The organism is Rhodococcoides fascians A25f, assembly GCF_000760935.2.
Taxonomy (GTDB): Bacteria; Actinomycetota; Actinomycetes; order Mycobacteriales; family Mycobacteriaceae; genus Rhodococcoides.
Genome location: NZ_CP049744.1, coordinates 3,903,003 through 3,921,625 on the forward strand (window position 1 = coordinate 3,903,003; position 18,623 = coordinate 3,921,625).

16 protein-coding genes are annotated in these 18,623 nt (G+C 64.3%); 1 reads left to right on the forward strand and 15 read right to left on the reverse strand.

The window, feature by feature from the left end; genetic code table 11:
* Nucleotides 1–85: 85 nt before the first annotated feature.
* Both BH93_RS18180 and BH93_RS18185 read right to left on the reverse strand, forming a co-directional pair.
* The gene (locus BH93_RS18180) at nucleotides 86–511 is read right to left on the reverse strand and encodes a PPOX class F420-dependent oxidoreductase (RefSeq protein ID WP_032376623.1); all 426 of its coding nucleotides are present in this window, start codon (nucleotides 509–511) and stop codon (nucleotides 86–88) included.
* Between the two features lie 98 nt (nucleotides 512–609).
* Nucleotides 610–2,067, reverse strand: coding sequence for an amidohydrolase (locus BH93_RS18185; RefSeq protein ID WP_037176550.1), 1,458 nt, complete (start codon nucleotides 2,065–2,067; stop codon nucleotides 610–612).
* Nucleotides 2,068–2,119: 52 nt separating this feature from the next.
* Here BH93_RS18185 and BH93_RS18190 point away from each other — a divergent pair, with 52 nt between their 5' ends.
* On the forward strand, nucleotides 2,120–2,575 hold the full coding sequence (locus tag BH93_RS18190) for an acyl-CoA thioesterase (protein WP_371832072.1): 456 nt from the start codon (nucleotides 2,120–2,122) through the stop codon (nucleotides 2,573–2,575).
* On the opposite strand, the gene BH93_RS18195 is transcribed toward BH93_RS18190, so the two are convergent.
* From BH93_RS18195 to mftE, 13 genes are all read right to left on the reverse strand, one after another.
* Complete coding sequence (locus tag BH93_RS18195) at nucleotides 2,551–4,497, reverse strand: acetoacetate--CoA ligase (RefSeq protein ID WP_037176546.1); 1,947 nt, start codon at nucleotides 4,495–4,497, stop codon at nucleotides 2,551–2,553. The two genes, BH93_RS18190 and BH93_RS18195, sit on opposite strands and share 25 nt — an antisense overlap.
* A gap of 31 nt (nucleotides 4,498–4,528) precedes the next feature.
* Nucleotides 4,529–6,145, reverse strand: coding sequence for an AMP-binding protein (locus tag BH93_RS18200; protein ID WP_037176544.1), 1,617 nt, complete (start codon nucleotides 6,143–6,145; stop codon nucleotides 4,529–4,531).
* Nucleotides 6,146–6,198: 53 nt separating this feature from the next.
* A complete protein-coding gene (gene eutC, locus BH93_RS18205) occupies nucleotides 6,199–6,921 on the reverse strand; it encodes an ethanolamine ammonia-lyase subunit EutC (RefSeq protein ID WP_052065803.1) in 723 nt (240 codons plus the stop codon).
* A 98-nt stretch (nucleotides 6,922–7,019) separates the two neighbouring features.
* Nucleotides 7,020–8,432 (reverse strand): ethanolamine ammonia-lyase subunit EutB, encoded by a 1,413-nt coding sequence (locus tag BH93_RS18210; RefSeq protein ID WP_032404654.1) that lies wholly within the window; start codon nucleotides 8,430–8,432, stop codon nucleotides 7,020–7,022.
* On the reverse strand, nucleotides 8,429–9,883 hold the full coding sequence (eat, locus tag BH93_RS18215) for an ethanolamine permease (protein WP_032376616.1): 1,455 nt from the start codon (nucleotides 9,881–9,883) through the stop codon (nucleotides 8,429–8,431). The genes BH93_RS18210 and eat overlap by 4 nt, the downstream gene beginning before the upstream one ends.
* Nucleotides 9,884–10,018: 135 nt before the next feature.
* The gene (locus BH93_RS18220; protein WP_032404652.1) at nucleotides 10,019–11,002 is read right to left on the reverse strand and encodes a cation diffusion facilitator family transporter; all 984 of its coding nucleotides are present in this window, start codon (nucleotides 11,000–11,002) and stop codon (nucleotides 10,019–10,021) included.
* Between the two features lie 84 nt (nucleotides 11,003–11,086).
* Nucleotides 11,087–11,626 (reverse strand): DUF779 domain-containing protein, encoded by a 540-nt coding sequence (locus BH93_RS18225; protein ID WP_052065657.1) that lies wholly within the window; start codon nucleotides 11,624–11,626, stop codon nucleotides 11,087–11,089.
* Complete coding sequence (gene exaC / locus BH93_RS18230; protein WP_032376614.1) at nucleotides 11,626–13,149, reverse strand: acetaldehyde dehydrogenase ExaC; 1,524 nt, start codon at nucleotides 13,147–13,149, stop codon at nucleotides 11,626–11,628. The genes BH93_RS18225 and exaC overlap by 1 nt, the downstream gene beginning before the upstream one ends.
* 122 nt (nucleotides 13,150–13,271) lie before the next feature.
* Entirely contained in the window at nucleotides 13,272–14,567 is a 1,296-nt protein-coding gene (locus BH93_RS18235; protein ID WP_037176540.1) for a transcriptional regulator, read from the reverse strand.
* 108 nt (nucleotides 14,568–14,675) lie between these two features.
* Nucleotides 14,676–14,813: a hypothetical protein gene (locus BH93_RS18240; RefSeq protein ID WP_165712752.1), complete on the reverse strand. Its 138-nt coding sequence runs from the start codon at nucleotides 14,811–14,813 to the stop codon at nucleotides 14,676–14,678.
* Between the two features lie 50 nt (nucleotides 14,814–14,863).
* Complete coding sequence (mftG, locus tag BH93_RS18245) at nucleotides 14,864–16,357, reverse strand: mycofactocin dehydrogenase MftG (RefSeq protein ID WP_037176538.1); 1,494 nt, start codon at nucleotides 16,355–16,357, stop codon at nucleotides 14,864–14,866.
* Nucleotides 16,358–16,390: 33 nt separating this feature from the next.
* A complete protein-coding gene (mftF, locus tag BH93_RS18250) occupies nucleotides 16,391–17,788 on the reverse strand; it encodes a mycofactocin biosynthesis glycosyltransferase MftF (protein WP_032405014.1) in 1,398 nt (465 codons plus the stop codon).
* 125 nt (nucleotides 17,789–17,913) lie between these two features.
* Nucleotides 17,914–18,600 (reverse strand): mycofactocin biosynthesis peptidyl-dipeptidase MftE, encoded by a 687-nt coding sequence (gene mftE / locus BH93_RS18255; RefSeq protein ID WP_037176536.1) that lies wholly within the window; start codon nucleotides 18,598–18,600, stop codon nucleotides 17,914–17,916.
* Nucleotides 18,601–18,623: the final 23 nt, after the last annotated feature.

Sequence of the window (18,623 nt, forward strand, 5' to 3'; positions counted from 1 at the left end):
CCCGTTTCGGGCTCACCCGACACACTCCGACTCGATTCGGCACCCGGTCAATCTACAGTGCCTACCGAGGAGAGATCGTCGGTCGTCATGCCGTCATGTCGAAAGCTGCGATCACCTTGTTCGGCGTCACCCGAACGATCAATTCGCCCGGAACACCGTTCCTGGTGCCGAACTCCTCGGCGCGCTCGCGGCCCATGTACCGGGCTCCGATCTCGGTTGCGGTGCGAACCAGCTCCGCCGGGTCCTCGTCGACGGATGCGATGCCCTGCACCTGGACGAAACCGTACGGTGGCTGCTCGAGATCGACGGTCAGGACCACGCGGGGGTCACGGCGAATCGACTTGCCCTTGGCCGTGTCTGCTCCCGTGTTGAACACGATCTGGTCGCCCTCGACGAGGAACCAGATGGGTGCCACCAGGGGCCTCCCGTCGGAGGCGAGGTACCCGAGCTTGCCGGTGCGGGTTCCCGAAGACAGAAACTCGCGCACACGCGGATCGGTGATCGACGTCATCGCAGTTACGCTACGCGGCCACACCGACAACATCGATCACCTCGTGCGCGTTTTGCGTACCTCTGCCTACGCAAAGCGCGCACGAGGGTCGAGTGCGCCTACACCGCAGCCGCGTGGGTGAGCGCGCCTGCACAGATCGTGGCTCTGATCTCCGTTTCCGCGAGATCGTGCACCGTGCGGTGCTCGGGATGCTCGACGAGCACGACGATGTCCGCCGCGTCCCCCACTCGGAGGGCCCGGCGACCGCCACACGCGGCCTGCAGCGCGGCGTCGAGGGGCACTGCTTCCTCGACGTGCCACGGCGGTCGGTCGTCGTCGGTTCGGAACACCGCGGCGGCGACTCCGGCCAGCGGTTCGGGTGGACTGACCGGGGCATCGGAGCCGAAGAGCAGTCTCGCCCCGCTGCGGTGAAGCGTTCCGTAGCCGTAGGCGACCGAGCGACGCCCGGACCACAGATCCTCCGCGATGTCGCGATCGGACATGGCGTGCTGCGGCTGCACCGATGCCGCGACACCCAGTGCGGCGAAACGTTCGATGTCCTCCGGCAGGATCTGCTGCGCATGTTCGATTCGACCACCGCAGCCGGCCCGCTCGAAAGCATCGAGTGCGATGCTGTTGGCGCGGTCGCCGATCGCATGGATCGCGGGCACGATGCCACTGCGTGACGCCCGCGAGACGAGCTCGAACAGACTCTCCCGGGTCTCGAGCAACAGACCGTAGGCGTCGTCCCCGTCGATGCCCGGGTACCGGTCGTGGCAGCACGCCGTTCTGGTGTTGAGCGAACCGTCGAGCATCACCTTGAGCGGTCCGCGCCTGATCAGTTCCGAGAGCGCCGAGACGTCGCCGGTACGCTCGCCGCGTTCGATTGCTTCGTCGAGCCACTGCGGCCATACCGTCGTGTCGACGCGTACCGCGGGAGAACCGGCCGACAGGCGTCGATCCCAGACCGTCCTGTTGTCCGCGAACTCGAAATCGACGACGCCGGTGACTCCGCGGACCGCCAGCGCTGCGGTGGCGTCGAGTACGGCCCGATCGAGTTCCGCCGGGTCTTCCTGTTCCTCGAGTGCCATGACCGCTTCGAGGCCGTCGACATCGCGCAGCACCCCGGTGGGGTGATCGATTCCCAGATCTGCGAGTAACGCCGGGCTCAACCACAGCGTGTGCAGGTCCATGCTCGTCATGGCCACGCGGGCACCGGGCAGTGCACTCTCGAGCAGATCCTTGTGCGGCTCCTCGGGCCACTGCGCGTCCCGGAAGCCGTTGGCGCGCACCACCGAATCGCCTGCAGTCCGCGCATATGGGTACACCAGCGCGACGGCATCGGCCGCCGACGTGGCAGGCCCGACATCGATACGCCGACGCGCCGCCGCCCATTGAGTCAGGTGTACGTGACTGTCCACGAATCCGGGCAGGGCAACCCCACCTCCCCCGTCGAGCACCTCGACGCCGGTACCGCGCGGACTGCCGGCGGCGACGATCGACGCGATGACCGAGCCGACGAGTTCGATGTCGAAGAGCACGCCGGAACCATCCAGTGCGACGTTGGCGATAATCACCCCTGGGACTCTAGAGCGTCGTCTTCGCAGTCGCGCATGCCATCCTCTAGCAATGAAAACAGAGCCTGGCGCGATGCAGACAGAGCCGACCGGACCCGTCGGGTATCACGCGACCGTCACAGTGCGCTGGTCGGACATGGACGCATTTGCGCACATCAATCACGCCCGGATGGTCACCTTGCTCGAAGAGGCGCGTATCGAGTGGCTGCTCAGTGAGGGCGAGGCGAACGAGAGCTTGATCAAGAGTGCGTTGATCGCGAATGTGACCATCGCATACAAGAAACCGCTCCGGCACTCGGACGGTCCGCTCGACGTCACACTGTGGTTCGAGAAGGTGCGAGCCGTCGACTTCACCATCGGGTACGAGGTGCGGGCAGCAGGCGCGGCACCGGATTCGCCACCGGCGGTGGTGGCGACCACCCGGATGGCGATGGTCGACGTCGGTGCCGAGACCTTGCGCCGCATCGCGCCGGAAGAGAAGGCCTATCTCGCCCGCTGGACTCGCTGATATTCTGCCGCCCGGTCGACGAACCACGCCAAGGCAGCCGGATCGTCGACGGCGCTGGATTCGAGAGTGCTTGTCGCCGTGGCACCTTGGAAGAGTCGCTTGAGCGGCACCTCCAGCTTCTTCCCGGTTCGCGTATGCGGGATTGCCGGCACCTCGATGACGTCGTCGGGAACGTGCCGCGGCGACGCCTGCGTTCTGATGATCGATTCGATGTGTCCGCGCAGTTCGTCGGTGAGACCGTCCGGAACGACCACGAACAAGGGCATCCAGTAACCACCGTCTGCCAGCTCGATACCCAGAACGAGTGCCTCGGTGATCTGGTCCAGTGACTCCACGGCCTGATAGATGTCGGCGCTCCCCATTCGAATACCATTGCGGTTCAGGGTCGAATCCGATCGACCGTGCACGAGAACGCTGCCGCGATCGGTGATGGTGATCCAATCGCCGTGACGCCAGATTCTCGGGTAGGTGTCGAAATAAGCGTCGCGGTAGCGAGTTCCGTCGGCGTCGTTCCAGAAGTACAGCGGCATCGACGGCATGGGCTCGGTGACGACCAATTCACCGACCGACCCCCGCACCGAGTTGCCGTCCTCGTCGAAGGCGTCGAGCGCAACGCCGAGGAACGGCACGGAGAGCTCTCCGGCCCATACCGGGGCGGTTCGCACTCCCCCGGCGAACGCCGACACGACGTCGGTACCGCCCGAGATGGAGAAGACCGGAATCTGCGCACCGATGTTCTCCGACAACCAGATCGATGACGATGCAGGCATCGCAGACCCGGTGATACCGACCGCGCGCAGAGCCGACAGGTCGTGATCGGTACCGGGATGCGTGTCGGCCTTGATGCACGAGAGCACATAGCCGGGGCTGGTACCGAGGTACGTCACACCCAGCCTGGCTGCGATGTCCCACAGCGCATCCGGCGTGGGGAACGACGGATTACCGTCCGCACACACGATGGTGGCACCGGTCAGCAGGCCGGCTGTCTGGAAGTTCCACATCATCCAGCTCGGGCTGGTGTACCAGAAGAAGACATCCTCGGGACCCAGATCGGAGTGCAGGGCAACAGATTTGAGGTGCTCGAGCACCACACCACCGTGACCGTGCACGATTCCCTTGGGTAGACCTGTGGTGCCCGACGAGAACACGACCCACAGTGGGTGATCGAACGGGACGGCCACCGGTACCAGTTTCCGGCTCTCGGCGGTGGCGTCGGACCAACTCTGCGCCGTTCCCGACGGTTCGCCGATCGTCACCACTGCCCGCAGAGTCGGAAGGCCTCCGACGAGGGCATCGACATCGGCGGCCTTGTCTCGGAACTTCCCTCCGTAGGTGTACCCGGCGGCGGTGATCAGTGCCGTGGGTTCGAGTTGTCCCAGACGATCGAGAGCTGCCGAGACCGAATAGTCCTGCCCACAGGCGGACCACACCGCACCCAGGCTCGCGGTCGCCAGAAAAGCGATCACCGCCTCCGGGATGTTCGGCAGATATCCGACGACTCGATCGCCGCGCCGAACCCCCTTGTCAGTGAGCGTCCCCGCGAGCGCGCCCGCCTGCTCGATCATCTCCGCCCATGTCACGGTCCGGACGGAACCGTCCTCGCGAGCATGGACGATGGCCGCGCGATCGGGGCGAGCATGCCTGATCACCTGGTCCACGTAGTTCAGCTCGGTTCCCGGAAACCACTGCGCACCTGGCATTCCGCGTTCACCGAGCACGACGGTCGGCTCGGCGGCCGAGCGGATCTCGAAGAAATCCCACACTGCTCGCCAGAACAGTTCCAGCTCGGTCGTCGACCAACGCCACAGCGCCTGATAGTCAGGCAACGTCAGAGCGTGACGTTGCTCGACGAACCGCGCGAACTCGGTCACCCGAGCCTCGGCGAGATCGGAATCCGTCGGCGTCCACAGCGCACTGTCCATGCATGCGAGTATGTCAGCCGAGTGATCGTCGTCAGATCAATCCGAGCGACCGTTCCCGCATTTCCACCTTGCGCACCTTGCCGGTGACCGTCATCGGAAACTCGTCGACGACGTGCACGTACCGCGGGATCTTGTAGTGCGCGAGCCGGCCATCGCAGAACGCGCGCAACGTGTCCGAATCCAGCGGCGCGGCATCGTCTCTCATCCTGATCCACACCATGAGCTCCTCGCCGTACTTCTGATCGGGAACACCGATCACCTGTGCGTCGAGTATGTCGGGATGGGTGTACAGAAACTCTTCGACTTCGCGGGGATAGATGTTCTCACCGCCGCGAATCACCATGTCCTTGATCCGTCCGGTGATGGCTACGTAGCCGTCTTCGTCCATCACCCCGATGTCGCCGGTGTGCATCCACCCCTCGGCGTCGATGGCTTCGGCGGTCTTCTCCGGCTGCTCCCAGTAGCCCAGCATCACCGAGTAGCCGCGCGTGCACAGCTCGCCCGCCTCCCCGCGCGGCAAGGTGCTGCCCTCCATCGGGTCGACGATCTTCACTTCGAGATGCGGACCCACACGACCGACGGTGGACACTCGCTGTTCGATGGAGTCGTCGCTTCGAGTCTGCAGCGACACCGGGGACGTCTCGGTCATGCCGTAGCAGATCGACACCTCCGTCATCCCCATGCGCTCGATCACCTGCTTCATCACTTCGGTGGGGCACGGTGATCCGGCCATGATTCCGGTACGCAGACTGCTCAGATCGAAGTCTTCGAAGTTCTCGAGAGCCAGTTCGGCGATGAACATCGTCGGGACGCCGTAGAGCGACGTGCATTTCTCCGATTCCACGGCGGTCAGTGGCGCGACCGGATCGAAGGAGAGTCCGGGAATCACCATCGCCGAGCCGTGCGAGGTACACGCGAGATTGCCCATCACCATGCCGAAGCAGTGATAGAACGGCACCGGAATACACACTCGGTCCTCGGCGGTGTAGTGGCAGAGCTCGCCGACGAAGAAGCCGTTGTTGAGGATGTTCCGGTGACTCAGCGTCGCGCCCTTCGGGAAACCCGTCGTCCCCGAGGTGTATTGAATGTTGATCGCGTCATCGGCACGGAGCTGTTCGGACACGTCGGTGATCATGTTCGGAGTCTTCGCCAAAGCACGGTGCCCACGATCGGTCATCGCTTCCCATTGAATGCTGCCGATGAACAGAACCTCACGCAGCGACGGCACCTCGGGTCGCGCGTTCTCGATCATCGCGGCATAGTCCGAACCCTTGAAGTCCTTGGCCGACAACAACACCGAGACCCCGGCCTGCTTCAGGACGAATTGCAGCTCGTGTGACCGATACGCAGGGTTGATGTTGACCAGCACCGCCCCGATCTTCGCTGTCGCGTACTGCGCCAGGACCCATTCGGGACAGTTGGGTGCCCACATCCCCACTCGGTCACCCACCGCGACACCGGCCACCAGTAGTCCGGCCGCCAACAGATCGACGTCGGCGACGAACTCCGAATAGGTCCACCGTCGCCCGGAGGCAACATCGATCAATGCATCACGATCCGAGTACCGCGCCGCAGTGCGATCCAGATTCGCGCCGATCGTGTCGTCCAGAACTGCGGTGTCCGACGTACCGGAAGAATAACTGTCCATACCCCCACGGTAGTGACCGCCGTCACGCGCAGCCACCCCCGAATAGGGGGATGTCACTCCAGCGTGAGGGCCTCGGTCGCCTCGAGCACATCGGCCCGGGAGGTGTCCTTGAGCGCCACTCCGGACCGTCCGAGCTTCCTTGCCCCGGCCAGGAGGCCCGCTACTATTCGCGCCGACTGTGCGTATCCCTGTCCCTCGGGCGGATGGATATTGGAGATGCAGTTGCGGTCGGCATCGGTGCAGCCCGGCTTCGGCAGATGCGTCAGGTAGATGCCGAGACTGTCCGCAACCGACAACCCCGGGCGCTCCCCGATCAGAACCAGTACCGTCCGCACTCCCATCGCCGCGGCGATGTGATCGCCCAACGCCACCCGCGCCTCGGTCGCGATCACCGGAGCCGCTATCGAATACCGATCGGCCAGTTCGGATTTCAATGCCTCCAGCATCGGCACACCGTGATCGGCGAGTGCGCGGGGGGACAACCCGTCACTCAACACGATTCCGATCTCGTCCTCGGAATGCGGCACCGCCGACAGATCCTCGGGTTGCCGGCCGAGATCGGGCCGTCGTAGATACTCCGCACGACTGGTCGCCAACGACGTCACCACTGCCGGCGCACCGAGTCCCACCTGCTCTACCCGGCTCACGAATTCCTCGACATCGAGCGGCATGTGTACCGCATCCCTCGCGGCAGCGTGCGCCGAGCGAAACTCCAGCACCCGGGTGGTCGGCAAGGAATCACCGATACGCCCCAGCCCGATTCGGGCCTGAGTCATCGCCCGCAACTCGCCCCAGAACTCTGTTTCCGGTCGTTCCGCAGGCTCCACTCCTGCTGTTTCCGGTCGTTCCGCAGGCACTGCTCCTGATGTGTCGGTCATCGCGCACTCATCAGGGCCCGCAACGGTGATCCCGCAGCATCGACGTCCAGAACTCGACCGTCGGCGTCCACCATGCCCAGACGCGAGAGCCACGACTCGAACTCCGGTGCGGGCCGCAGGCCGAGAACCTGCCGAACGTAGAGCACGTCGTGAAAGCTCAGAGACTGGTATCCGAGCATGACGTCGTCGGCTCCCGGCACCGCGATGACGAATGCAACTCCGGCCGCACCCAGCAGCGTGAGCAACGTGTCCATGTCGTCCTGATCGGCCTCGGCATGGTTGGTGTAGCAGACGTCGACGCCCATCGGCAGCCCCAACAGCTTGCCGCAGAAGTGATCTTCGAGTCCGGCCCTGATGATCTGCTTGCCGTCGTACAGGTACTCCGGCCCGATGAACCCGACGACGGTATTGATCAGCAACGGCTCGAGATCGCGGGCGACCGCGTACGCGCGTGTCTCGAGGGTCTGCTGATCGACCGGTCGATCGCCGGTGCCGATGTGCGCACCCGCCGACAGCGCCGAGCCCTGACCGGTTTCGAGATACATGACGTTGTTCCCGACGGTTCCGCGGTGCAACGATCGGCCGGCCTCGTTGGCCTGCCGAAGCAGCGGAATGTTCACGCCGAAGCTCGAATTGGCTCCTTCGGTGCCTGCGATGGACTGGAACACCAGGTCGACGGGAACTCCCTTGTCGATCAGTTCCATCGTCGTCGTCACGTGCGAGAGCACGCAGGATTGCGTGGGAATCTCGAAGCGCTGTCGAATCTCGTCGAGCAGATGCAGCAGGTCGGCTGTGGCCTGAGGTGAGTCGGTCGCGGGATTGATCCCGATGACCGCGTCGCCCGATCCGAGCAGCAATCCGTCGAGCGTGGCCGCCGCAATTCCGCGCGGATCGTCGGTCGGGTGATTGGGTTGCAAACGCGTGGTGAGGGTTCCGGGTAGCCCGATCGTCGTCCGGAACGCCGACGTCACCTGCACCGCCCGAGACACTGCGATCAGATCCTGATTTCGCATGATCTTGCTGACGGCAGCGACCATCTCGGGCGTCAATCCTGCCGCGACCGATCGCAGTGTCGCGGCCGCGTCGGGCCCTGCGGTCACCTGCAGCAGCCAATCCCGTAGACCTCCTACGGTCAGGTGCGAGACGGCCCCGAATGCGATGCGGTCGTGGGAATCGATGATGAGCCGAGTGACCTCGTCGCTCTCGTACGGAACGAGCAGATCGTGCAGGAAGACATCGAGTGAAACCTCCGACAATGCCCACTGCGCAGCAGCCCGTTCGGCATCCGATTCGGCTGCGCAACCGGCCAACTCGTCACCCGACCGCAGCGGGGTCGCCTTGGCCATCAGGTCCACCAGACCGTCGAACGTGTAGGTGGTACCCGAGACCTGTTGGGTGTAGATCGTCATTCCAGTTCGGCCTCGGCCTCGGCCAGTGCGGCGAACTCCTCGTCCGGCGAATTCGCGACGAGGTGATGCCTGCTGTAGATGCCGAAGTACGCCATGAACGCCACGAACACGGCCAGACACCACAGTGCCGCAGTGGAATCGACGACGAAGGTGGCGACAACGGCGAGTGCCGCGATGATCAACGCGAATCCGGTGGTCACGACACCCCCGGGAGTTCGGTACGGCCGTTCCATGTTCGGCTCGTTGCGACGAAGCACGATGTGGCTGACCATCATCAGAACGTAGCTCAGGGCCGCGCCGAACACGGCCATGTTGAGCAACATTCCGCCCTGACCGGTCAGGGAGAGCAGGAAGCCGATGACGCCGGGCACGATCAGAGCGAGCGTCGGGGCCTTGCGAGAGTTGGTGATGGACAGTGTCTTCGGCAGATATCCCGCGCGAGAGAGCGCAAAGAGCTGGCGCGAGTACGCGTACATGATCGAGAAGAAGGACGCGACCAATCCGGCCAGGCCGATGTAGTTCACGATCTTGCTCGCCGTTCCGTCACCGAGGGCTTCCACCAACGGGTTTCCCGATTCCTTGACGGCGTCGGCCCCGCCTGCTCCGGTCACCAGGAACAGGACGACAGCACCGGTGACGAGCAGAACACCCATGGCGGCGATGATGCCGCGCGGGACGTTCTTGGTCGGATCCTTGGCCTCCTCCGCGGCCAGCGGCACGCCCTCGATGGCGAGGAAGAACCAGATGGCGAACGGCACGGCCGCCCAGATGCCGAGGTAGCCGAACGGCAGGAATCCCGAGGCCCCGGCAGCGTCGGTGGGCGCGATGTCGGTCAGGTTGCTCGCGTCGAACTGACCGATGGCTGCGATGGCGAACACGACGAGTCCGACCAAGGCGATGCCGGTGATGACGAACATGATCTTGAGTGCTTCGCCCGCGCCGGAGAGGTGGATTCCGATGAACACCGCATAGACCACCAGGTAGACCCACCACCCGTCGGTGATCCCGAACAGTCCGAGCGATTCGACGTAGGCACCGATGAACGTCGCGATCGCGGCAGGCGCGATCGCATACTCGATGAGAATCGCTGTACCGGTGGCGAATCCGCCCCACGGTCCCATGGCCCGGCGGGCGAAGGTGTAACCGCCGCCTGCCGCGGGCAGGGCAGACGACATCTCTGCCATGCCGAGGACCATGGCGAGGTACATACCCGCGATGATGATCGCCGCGATCAGAAGGCCACCGAAACCGCCCTCGGCGAGACCGAGGTTCCACCCCGAGTAGTCGCCGGAGATCACGTAGCTGACTCCGAGGCCGGCCAGCAGTACCCAGCCCGCGGTCCCCTTCTTCAGGGTGCGTTTGGCCAGGTAGTCACCGCCCTCGACGTGCGACTGCGTGCTCTCGTGCGAGCCGGTTTTCGGATGAGACGACTGGGGGTCTACTACGGACATTGCAAGCCTCTCGTAGCCGTTGCGCTCGGGGCGGGTTCACGCCCGAGGGGACGATTCACAACACGTGTGGCGCGCGAATCGGTTCACGATAGGCCCGTGATGTAAGCGCCGCGTCATCGATGAATGACGGGCGAATTACGCCTGGTGCCCCACCGCGTTGATGTCACCGATGTCGCCCTCGTCCGGTTCGGCGACTGTCAGTACCGCGTCCACCACAGCTCTGTTGGTTTCCAACTCACGCTCCAGCCGCCGGAGCGTGTGCGCGATGCGTGATTCGGCGAAATCACCGACGAGATCGACACTCGCCACCACGTAGATCTGTTTGGGACCGACGAACTCGATGCGAACGAACCGGACCGACGCCACCTCGGGGAGTTGCTCGATTCGCTGCACCACCGCATTCCATAATGCTCTCGATCCCGGTTCACCGGTGAGGAATCGGCGGTTTCGATCGATCAGTACGAACGCGACGATTCCGAGCAGTACTCCCACCAGAATGGACCCGATGGCGTCGAAGGCGGCGTTACCGGTCAGTTGGTGCAATCCGATTCCGGCACCGGCGATCACGATGCCGATCAACGCGGCACTGTCCTCTGCGAACACTGCGCGCAGCGTCGGGTCCGAGGTCTCGAGTGCGTAATCGAGAAAGTCCTTGTCGTATTCGGCTGCTTCACCGCGAATCTGCCGAACCGATTGCAGGAACGAGACTCCCTCGAGCAGAAATGCGATGGCGAGCACCACGTACGCGACGAGGTAGTTCTCACTGCTCGATTCGCCGGCGAGCAACGAGGTGATGCCGTGCCACACCGATACCGCGGCACCGGCGACGAAGAGCCCGATGGCTGCGAGTGTCGACCAGAAGTAGGTCTCGCGTCCGTAGCCGAGCGGCCGACGATCGTCCGGCCCGCGTGAACCCCGACGATTGGCGACGAGCAGAAAGATCTCGTTACCGGTGTCGGCCCACGAGTGCGCGGCTTCGGCGACCATCGACGCCGATCCGGTGAACACCGCGGCGAACGTCTTGGCGATCGCGACGCCGAGATTGGCGACGAACGCGATCACCACCGTGCGCAGGCTTTCGCCGCCCTCGGCCGCGTCGGATTTCGATGAGCTCTTCATCGTTCGCACTGTATGCGCTCCGCGCAGTGGTGCGGTTGAGTGCCGCCTGGGGCATTCAACCGCGCCACTGCGGCGCAGGCGCACTCAGCCTTGGAGCATCCCCGGGACGGGACATGCGTCGACAGCCTCGGCGACCACCAGAGGTTCGTCGGGAACCTCGGGCCGTCGACCTTCTTCCCAGTCGACGCCGACGAGCGGCGGGTGCTCGGCCAGGATCTCGTTCTCCTCGGCCGTGTACGCGCGGCCTCGGCTCAGGAACCGAACCCCTTCCGGGGATTCGAGCGAGAACCCACCACCGCGGCCGGGTACGACGTCGAGAACCAGCTGGGTGTGTTTCCATGCCTGGAACTGCGACCCCGAAATCCAGACTGCGACCCCGTCGGCACCCTCGGGCAGAGTCGTCGCAACCTCACCCACTCCGAGCCTCAGGTCGATGAACCCGAGCAGGACGTCGCGGTCACCGACGATGAATTCGCCTGCGGGATAACACATCGGTGACGATCCGTCACAGCATCCACCGGACTGATGCATCATCAGTTCCCCGTGGATACCGCCGAGGCGACGGAGCAAGTCCATCGCCTCGACGGTGGTCTTCAGCCGCGCAGGCGGCCGAGCGTCCAGCATCAGAAGAAGCCCTGTGCCTTCTGGGCGTAGCTCACCAACAGGTTCTTGGTCTGCTGGTAGTGATCGAGCATCATCTTGTGGTTCTCGCGACCGATACCGGACTGCTTGTAGCCACCGAACGCGGCGTGCGCCGGGTACTGGTGGTACGTGTTGGTCCACACGCGACCGGCCTGAATGTCGCGGCCGGCGCGGTAGGCGATGCCGCCGTCGCGAGACCAGACACCTGCGCCGAGACCGTAGAGGGTGTCGTTGGCGATCTCGATGGCGTTGTCGTAGTCGGTGAACGACGTGACCGAGACGACCGGTCCGAAGATCTCCTCCTGGAAGATGCGCATGTTGTTCTTGCCGGTGAAGATGGTGGGCTGCATGTAGTAGCCGCCGTTGAGGTCGCCGCCGAGCTGTGCGCGCTCGCCGCCGGTGACCACCTGTGCGCCTTCGCCCTTGCCGATCTCGATGTACGAGAGAATCTTCTCGAGCTGATCGTTCGATGCCTGGGCACCGATCATGGTCTCGGTGTCGAGCGGATCTCCCTGTCGCACAGCCTTGGTCCGGATGGCAGCGAGGGCGAGGAACTCGTCGAAGATGTCCGCCTGAATCAGCGAGCGCGACGGGCACGTGCATACCTCACCCTGGTTGAGGGCGAACATCGTGAAGCCCTCGAGGGCCTTGTCCTGGTAGTCGTCGTTGGCCTGCAGCACGTCGGAGAAGAAGACGTTGGGGCTCTTGCCACCGAGCTCCAGTGTCACCGGAATCAGATTCTGCGAGGCGTACTGCATGATCAGGCGGCCGGTGGTGGTCTCGCCGGTGAACGCGATCTTGGAGATACGCGGGCTCGATGCCAGCGGCTTTCCTGCCTCGACACCGAAACCGTTGACGATGTTGATCACGCCCGGGGGCAGCAGGTCACCGATGATCGAGATCAGGTGCAGGATCGACGCGGGGGTCTGCTCGGCGGGCTTGAGCACCACGGCATTACCCGCCGCGAGTGCCGGCGCGAGCTTCCACACGGCCATGAGGATCGGGAAGTTCCACGGGATGATCTGTCCGACTACGCCGAGCGGCTCGTGGAAGTGGTAAGCCACTGTGTCGCTGTCGATTTCGGAGAGCGAGCCCTCCTGCGCGCGAATGCAGCCGGCGAAGTACCGGAAGTGATCGATGGCCAACGGAATATCGGCGTTGAGGGTTTCGCGGATCGGCTTGCCGTTGTCCCAGGATTCTGCCAGCGCGATGGACTCGAGGTTCTCGGCGATGCGGTCGGCGATCTTGTTGAGGATGACCGCGCGCTCGGCGGCGGACGTCTTGCCCCATGCGGGAGCTGCGGCGTGTGCTGCGTCGAGTGCGAGTTCGATGTCCTCGGACGTGGAGCGGGCGACCTCGCAGAAGTTCTCACCGGTGACGGGAGTCGGGTTCTCGAAGTACTGACCCTTGACAGGCGGGACCCACTCGCCGCCGATCCAGTTGTCGTAGCGCGACTGGAACGACATGACGGAATCTGCGGTACCTGGACGGGCGTAGACGGACATTGATAATCCTCCTGATCGACACGTGCTTCACAGTTGATGCGGTGTGTGATTCAGGACACTAGGCCGTGCAACGTTGCAAGTACGTTGCCGATATTTCGGACAGGCTCGGCGCGACGGGTGCGTCAGATTCCGAGTTCGCGATCGAGTAGTTCGATGCGCGCGCTCACCTGACCGTAGAGCGCAGAATCCCTGCTCAGAGTGGCCCGGTAGGCCTCCCAGGCAATGACGTCCGTGCGGCCGTGAATCGACGAGGTCCACTGCGCGAGCAGCACCGGGTCTCCGAGCCGCAGCAGCGCGGCCTGCATACGAGACCGCAGTTCCTCCCGGATGCTCTCGATTCCGGGCGCGGACGACCCCGGGAGCACCGGGCCGGAGTAGATCCGTAGAGCAGCGTCGACGTCGCCGCGGTCGAGGGCGCGCCGAATGTCGCCGACATCGGAGGTCAATTCGCCGACCAGACGGTAGGGCCGCGATGCCAGACCTGCGGTGCCGAAGGTCTTGCGCAGTCTCGACATCTCGGCGCGGATGGTCACGGAGTCGAGTTCCTGCTCGTCGAGGAGCACCGCGAGGTGGTCCGAGCTGAGCCCTTCAGGATGCTCACCCAACAGCAGCAAGATCTCGGCATGTCGCTGGGAGAGCGGCACCCGGCCGGATCCGCGAACCACCCCCGGCCGACCGGATCCGAGAACTTCGAGACGAGGAGCCGTGTCGCCCAACGATTTCGGCGAGTTCATCAGGTGCAGACGCAACTCGGATTCGGCCGCGGCGACGGTGGCACGCACCAGCGAGAGCACCTCGGGCACCGCCACCCGCGGACCACCGGTGATGTCGATGGCTCCCAGAATGTGACCGCTGGTGGGGTGGTGCACCGGTGCCGCCGAGCAGCTCCACTCGTGCACCGACCGAGAAAAATGCTCCGACGCGAAGATCTGCACACTGTGGTCGACCGCGAGCGCGGTACCGGGAGCATTGGTGCCCTTGCTCTCCTCGCTCCAGTCGACGCCTTCGGCGAAGTCCATCGTGAGCGCCCGATCCTTCGCCGCAGAATCACCCTCCACCCACAGCAGGCGTCCCTCCGCATCCGAAATCGCCACGAGCAATCCCGTATCGGAGGCGTCCTCGACCAGTAGCTTGCGAATGACCGGGCGGATGATGGCCATCGGATGACCGTTTCGGTAGCGCTCGAGATCCGGCCCGGTCAGAATCGGAGTGTCGTTTCCACCGTCGGGATCGACGCCCTTGGTGCGACTGCGCATCCACGAATCGAGCACGACGGACCGAACCGTCGAACCGTGCGTACGGATGTCGTCGACGAAAGACTGATGGGCACTGGACATTTGGCGCGCCAGAACGGCGACGTCCTCACCCGGGCGCACTGCGACCCAGGGGTTGCCGCCACTGTCCGATCGGCTTGCCATTCGACGCTTCCTCCGTGACCTGTCCACATTGCTGTAACCCAGCTCACAAACAAGGATACAGCCGTGGTCGACGCGAGCGGTGGGCCCGGTCACGTCGACCGCGAGAGGCTACTTCTTCTTGACGGCCGAGGTGATGATGTCGTTGCTGGTGTCACCACTGGACTTCGCCCGCTTGTCTGCGCGCTTGTCCTTGAGAGATTTGCCGGTTTTCTTGGTCATCGTGTTGCGAGGCGATTTGTCCGACATGGCAGTAACCCATCTATTGGGGAACCTGAACGGTCCCCAGACCACGAACGCTACGCTCCCCCGCGCCGATCGTGGTCTGCAATCAAATCGGCGGCGCGCTCGGCGAACATGATGGCCGTCGCGTGTGGCCCACGGCTGGGCACCACCGGGAATGCCGAGGTATCGACGACAAAGAGTCCGTCGACACCGCGCACCCGGCAGTGATCGTCGAGTACCGAACTCGGATCCGACTCGGGCCCCATCCTGGCGCTACCGGACAGGTGCAGTGATGTGCCGGGCGCCGCGAGGGGATTCTCGATCGTTAGCACATCCACGGTCTCCGACATGATCGGCGACGCCAGCAGATCGCGCGCAAGTTCGACGCCCTCGCGCATAGCGCGCCGGTCGACCTCCGATTCGAGATAGTGGTACCGCACGTCCGGAGCCTCGAACGGGTCCGTACTGCGCAGCGCAATGCTCCCGCGACTCGTCGATCGCATGAGGCCGACGCCGACTACGTGGGGCCCGGGCTCGAGACCGGAGATCAGCCGGTCGAACTTTCTGGTGTACGGCCTGATCTCCACAGCGCCGGCATGTAGAACTGCTTCCAGCGCAGACGATTTCGACGGAACTTCGTTCTTTACGACGACAGGAACAGCAACCTCGGGATGGTCACTGAAACCTCGACCCACACCAGGACTGTCGACAACGACCGACATGCCCAGCGCGACAAGATCATCAGCGGGACCGATACCCGATCGAAGCAACAGTGCCGGGGTGTGCACAGCACCCGCAGACAGAATCACCGTGTCGGACCTCACGATACTGCGCACGCCGTCGACGACGATCTCGACGCCGATCACCTTGCTGCCGTCGAACATCAACGACGTTACCGTCGAATTTCCCTGCACGCGTAGGTTCTGACGATCCAGGATCGGCAAAAGGTATGCGAGAGCCGCACTTACGCGGGTGCCGTTGCGGATGTTCAACGGCACTGCACCGACTCCCCCGGCGGACGCTCCGGGAGAGTTCAGGTCCTGTTGCATCGAAAATCCCGCATTCACTGCAGAATCGACGAATGCCGTCGTGATCGGATGTCGAGCGTGTACCGGGGTGCGCGCGACCGGCATGGGTCCGCGAGATCCGTGCCATTGCCTCTGCATACCGGCATCGAGATCTGTTTCGGAGCCGAGGTAGAACGGCAGCACCTGCTCGAAAGACCACAGCGGCTGCGGCCAGCCGTCGAAGTCCGTGGGCGTGGCACGAACGAAGTAGCCACCGTTCACTGCGCCCGAGCCGCCCAGAACCCGACCTCGAGCAATTGTTCGGCCGACGCCGGAGGTGAGTTCGGCCGAATACGTTCCCACCCATTCGCTGCCGGGTCCGATGGGAAGCATCGATGCGTCGGTCAGGTCGGCCGGGACTTCGGCGACAGCCGAGAACGTGGGTCCGGCTTCGAGCAACAACACCGATCGATCGGGATTCTCGCTCGATCGAGAGGCGACGACACAGCCGCAGGAGCCACCGCCGACGACGATGACGTCCGCGTACTCGGTCCGGTTCACACCATCGACGGATCGGGCCGGGCTCGCACCGCGTCAGCCGTCCAAGCGTGGCTTGAGCGCATCGATGCTTCGGGCCGACAGAGCGCCTTTCCACAACCCCGCACCGTAGGCAATATCGTCGGCTCGTTTGAAGAAGGCATAGCGCACCGGATCGAGACCGCCGAGCTCGCGGTGCTTACTCCAATCCGAGAATGCTTCTGCCACAGCCAATCCGAGCGCGATCTTTCGAATTCGACTGGACAGCAATACGGCGAGAAGGGTAATCGGCCAATAATGTCGGCACAAGGCCGACGCCAGTTGCCACAACCCCGCCACAAAACCTTCCGCGGCAAGAATCGCCGCGATGCGAGTGGGCTGGTCCAAGCCGACGAACATCTTGCGAAGTCGAACAACCGTCACGCCGAGTGTCGCAGCTGCGCCGACGAGTCCGATTCGCGTCAGGCTCGCAGCGAGCAGGCACGCGATGAGCGTCCACGGAGACATCGCAATCGGCGGCACCATTCCCGGATGACGAGCGGACAACGGAGTGGCACCGGTCCCGTAGAACAACTTGCGAGCGAACCATTCGACGAACGTGACGCGGTGCTCGTGAGCAACGTGGGCGACGGGCTCGTAGCGCAACCGCCATCCTGCCTCCTGCAGCCGCCAGCACAAGTCCACATCCTCGGCCACGTGCATCGACTCGTCGAATCCCTCGCAGTCCATCGCCACGGACCGGCGCAGCAACATCGCGGCGCTGGGTACGTAGGACACCGAGCTCCCGGCCCGCACTGCGGCTTCTCTGCGACCGAGATCGAGCGACGAGCGTGCGTGCTCGTATCGGGCCAGCGCACTGCCTTCGGGCTCGAGCGCGACGATGCGGGGTGCCACCAATGCCACAGCAGGATCCGAGAAATGACCGAGCATCACCTCGAGCCAGCCCTTGCGCGGCACGACGTCCGAATCCAGAAAGGCGACAAAATCAGTTGTAGCGCAGCGTAATCCAGTATTTCGCGCCGCAGCCGGTCCGCGTGAGCGCTCGTGCCGGAGCACCGTCACACTGCCCACACTGCACGCCATCCGCGGCACTGCGACCGGGATGTCGGACCCGTCGTCGACGATGATCACATGCAGCCCGTGCAACGCCGTGATCAGACGCTCGAGCCCGGCCTCGTTGTTCTTGAGGGGAACGACGACGGTGACGTCGGACGGCGACGGGATCGACATCGGGCGCGGGTTGCCGACTCCCGAGTCGAGAAGTTTGCGTGCGACGAGCGCGGACTGCGAGTCGGTCACTTCGATGAAACCGTCGCCGATCATCGCGGCCGCCGTCGGTGCGAGTGTGAGCATCCGTGTCGGCGAACCACCGATCAGGACGCGTCCTTCGGAGAATGTGCGTACGCGTGGATCGACTCTCACCCCGAAGCCATCAGGCAACCGACCTTCACCCATCAGGAGATCGTAAGCGGACAAGCCTCTGGTGTGTCGGCCACCCGCAAAATCGGACGGAACATACCTGCTGCCCGTTTCTTCGGAATCGACAGCGGGACGCTGAACAGGCGTTTCACCCAGGTCGGTCACGCGATCACTCCATGCTCGGAGGGACTCCATCTCCGCACCGCATCGCCGGCGCGGGCTCGAAGTAGGTCGAACGCTCGACGCCCCTCCTCCGGATCGGCCCCGGAGGGATCGCCGAGCACACCGTTTGCAGCGATCGATGCGACGCCGTCGGCGCGCAGCGCAGGAAGTAGGGCGGCGATGTCGGTCACATTGCCCACCTCCGCCTTGCTCATGTCCACTACCTCGGGCGAAAGGTGCAGCAGCATCGACGTTTCGGTGCGCCCAGCGTGAGCATCTGCTCCGGGCACCGCGCACGGGAACCAGACGACGTCACGCCCCTCGTAGCGCAGCAGCAATACTGCAGATCGCAGGGTGGGCCCGTTGCCGCCGTGCCCGTTGACGAACACCACCCGCTCGGCCCACCGGCACGCGGAGCGCCCGTATTCCACCAGCACCGTCTCGAGTGCTGCAGCGCCGATCGACACGGTGCCGGGAAATCCCTCGTGCTCGCCACTGGACCCGTACGCGATCGCGGGAGCAACGATTGCGTTGTCGATGGTGTACGCAACGGCGGTGGCGATCCGGGTGTCGGTATCGAGCGGCAGGTGCGGTCCGTGTTGCTCGATCGAGCCGACCGGCACCACGAGGGTCCTGGACCCATCGACGTCCGGCCAGTACTGCGTACCGAGGGGGTCCGTGGCCATGGGTGCCGATGCTATCGGTATGG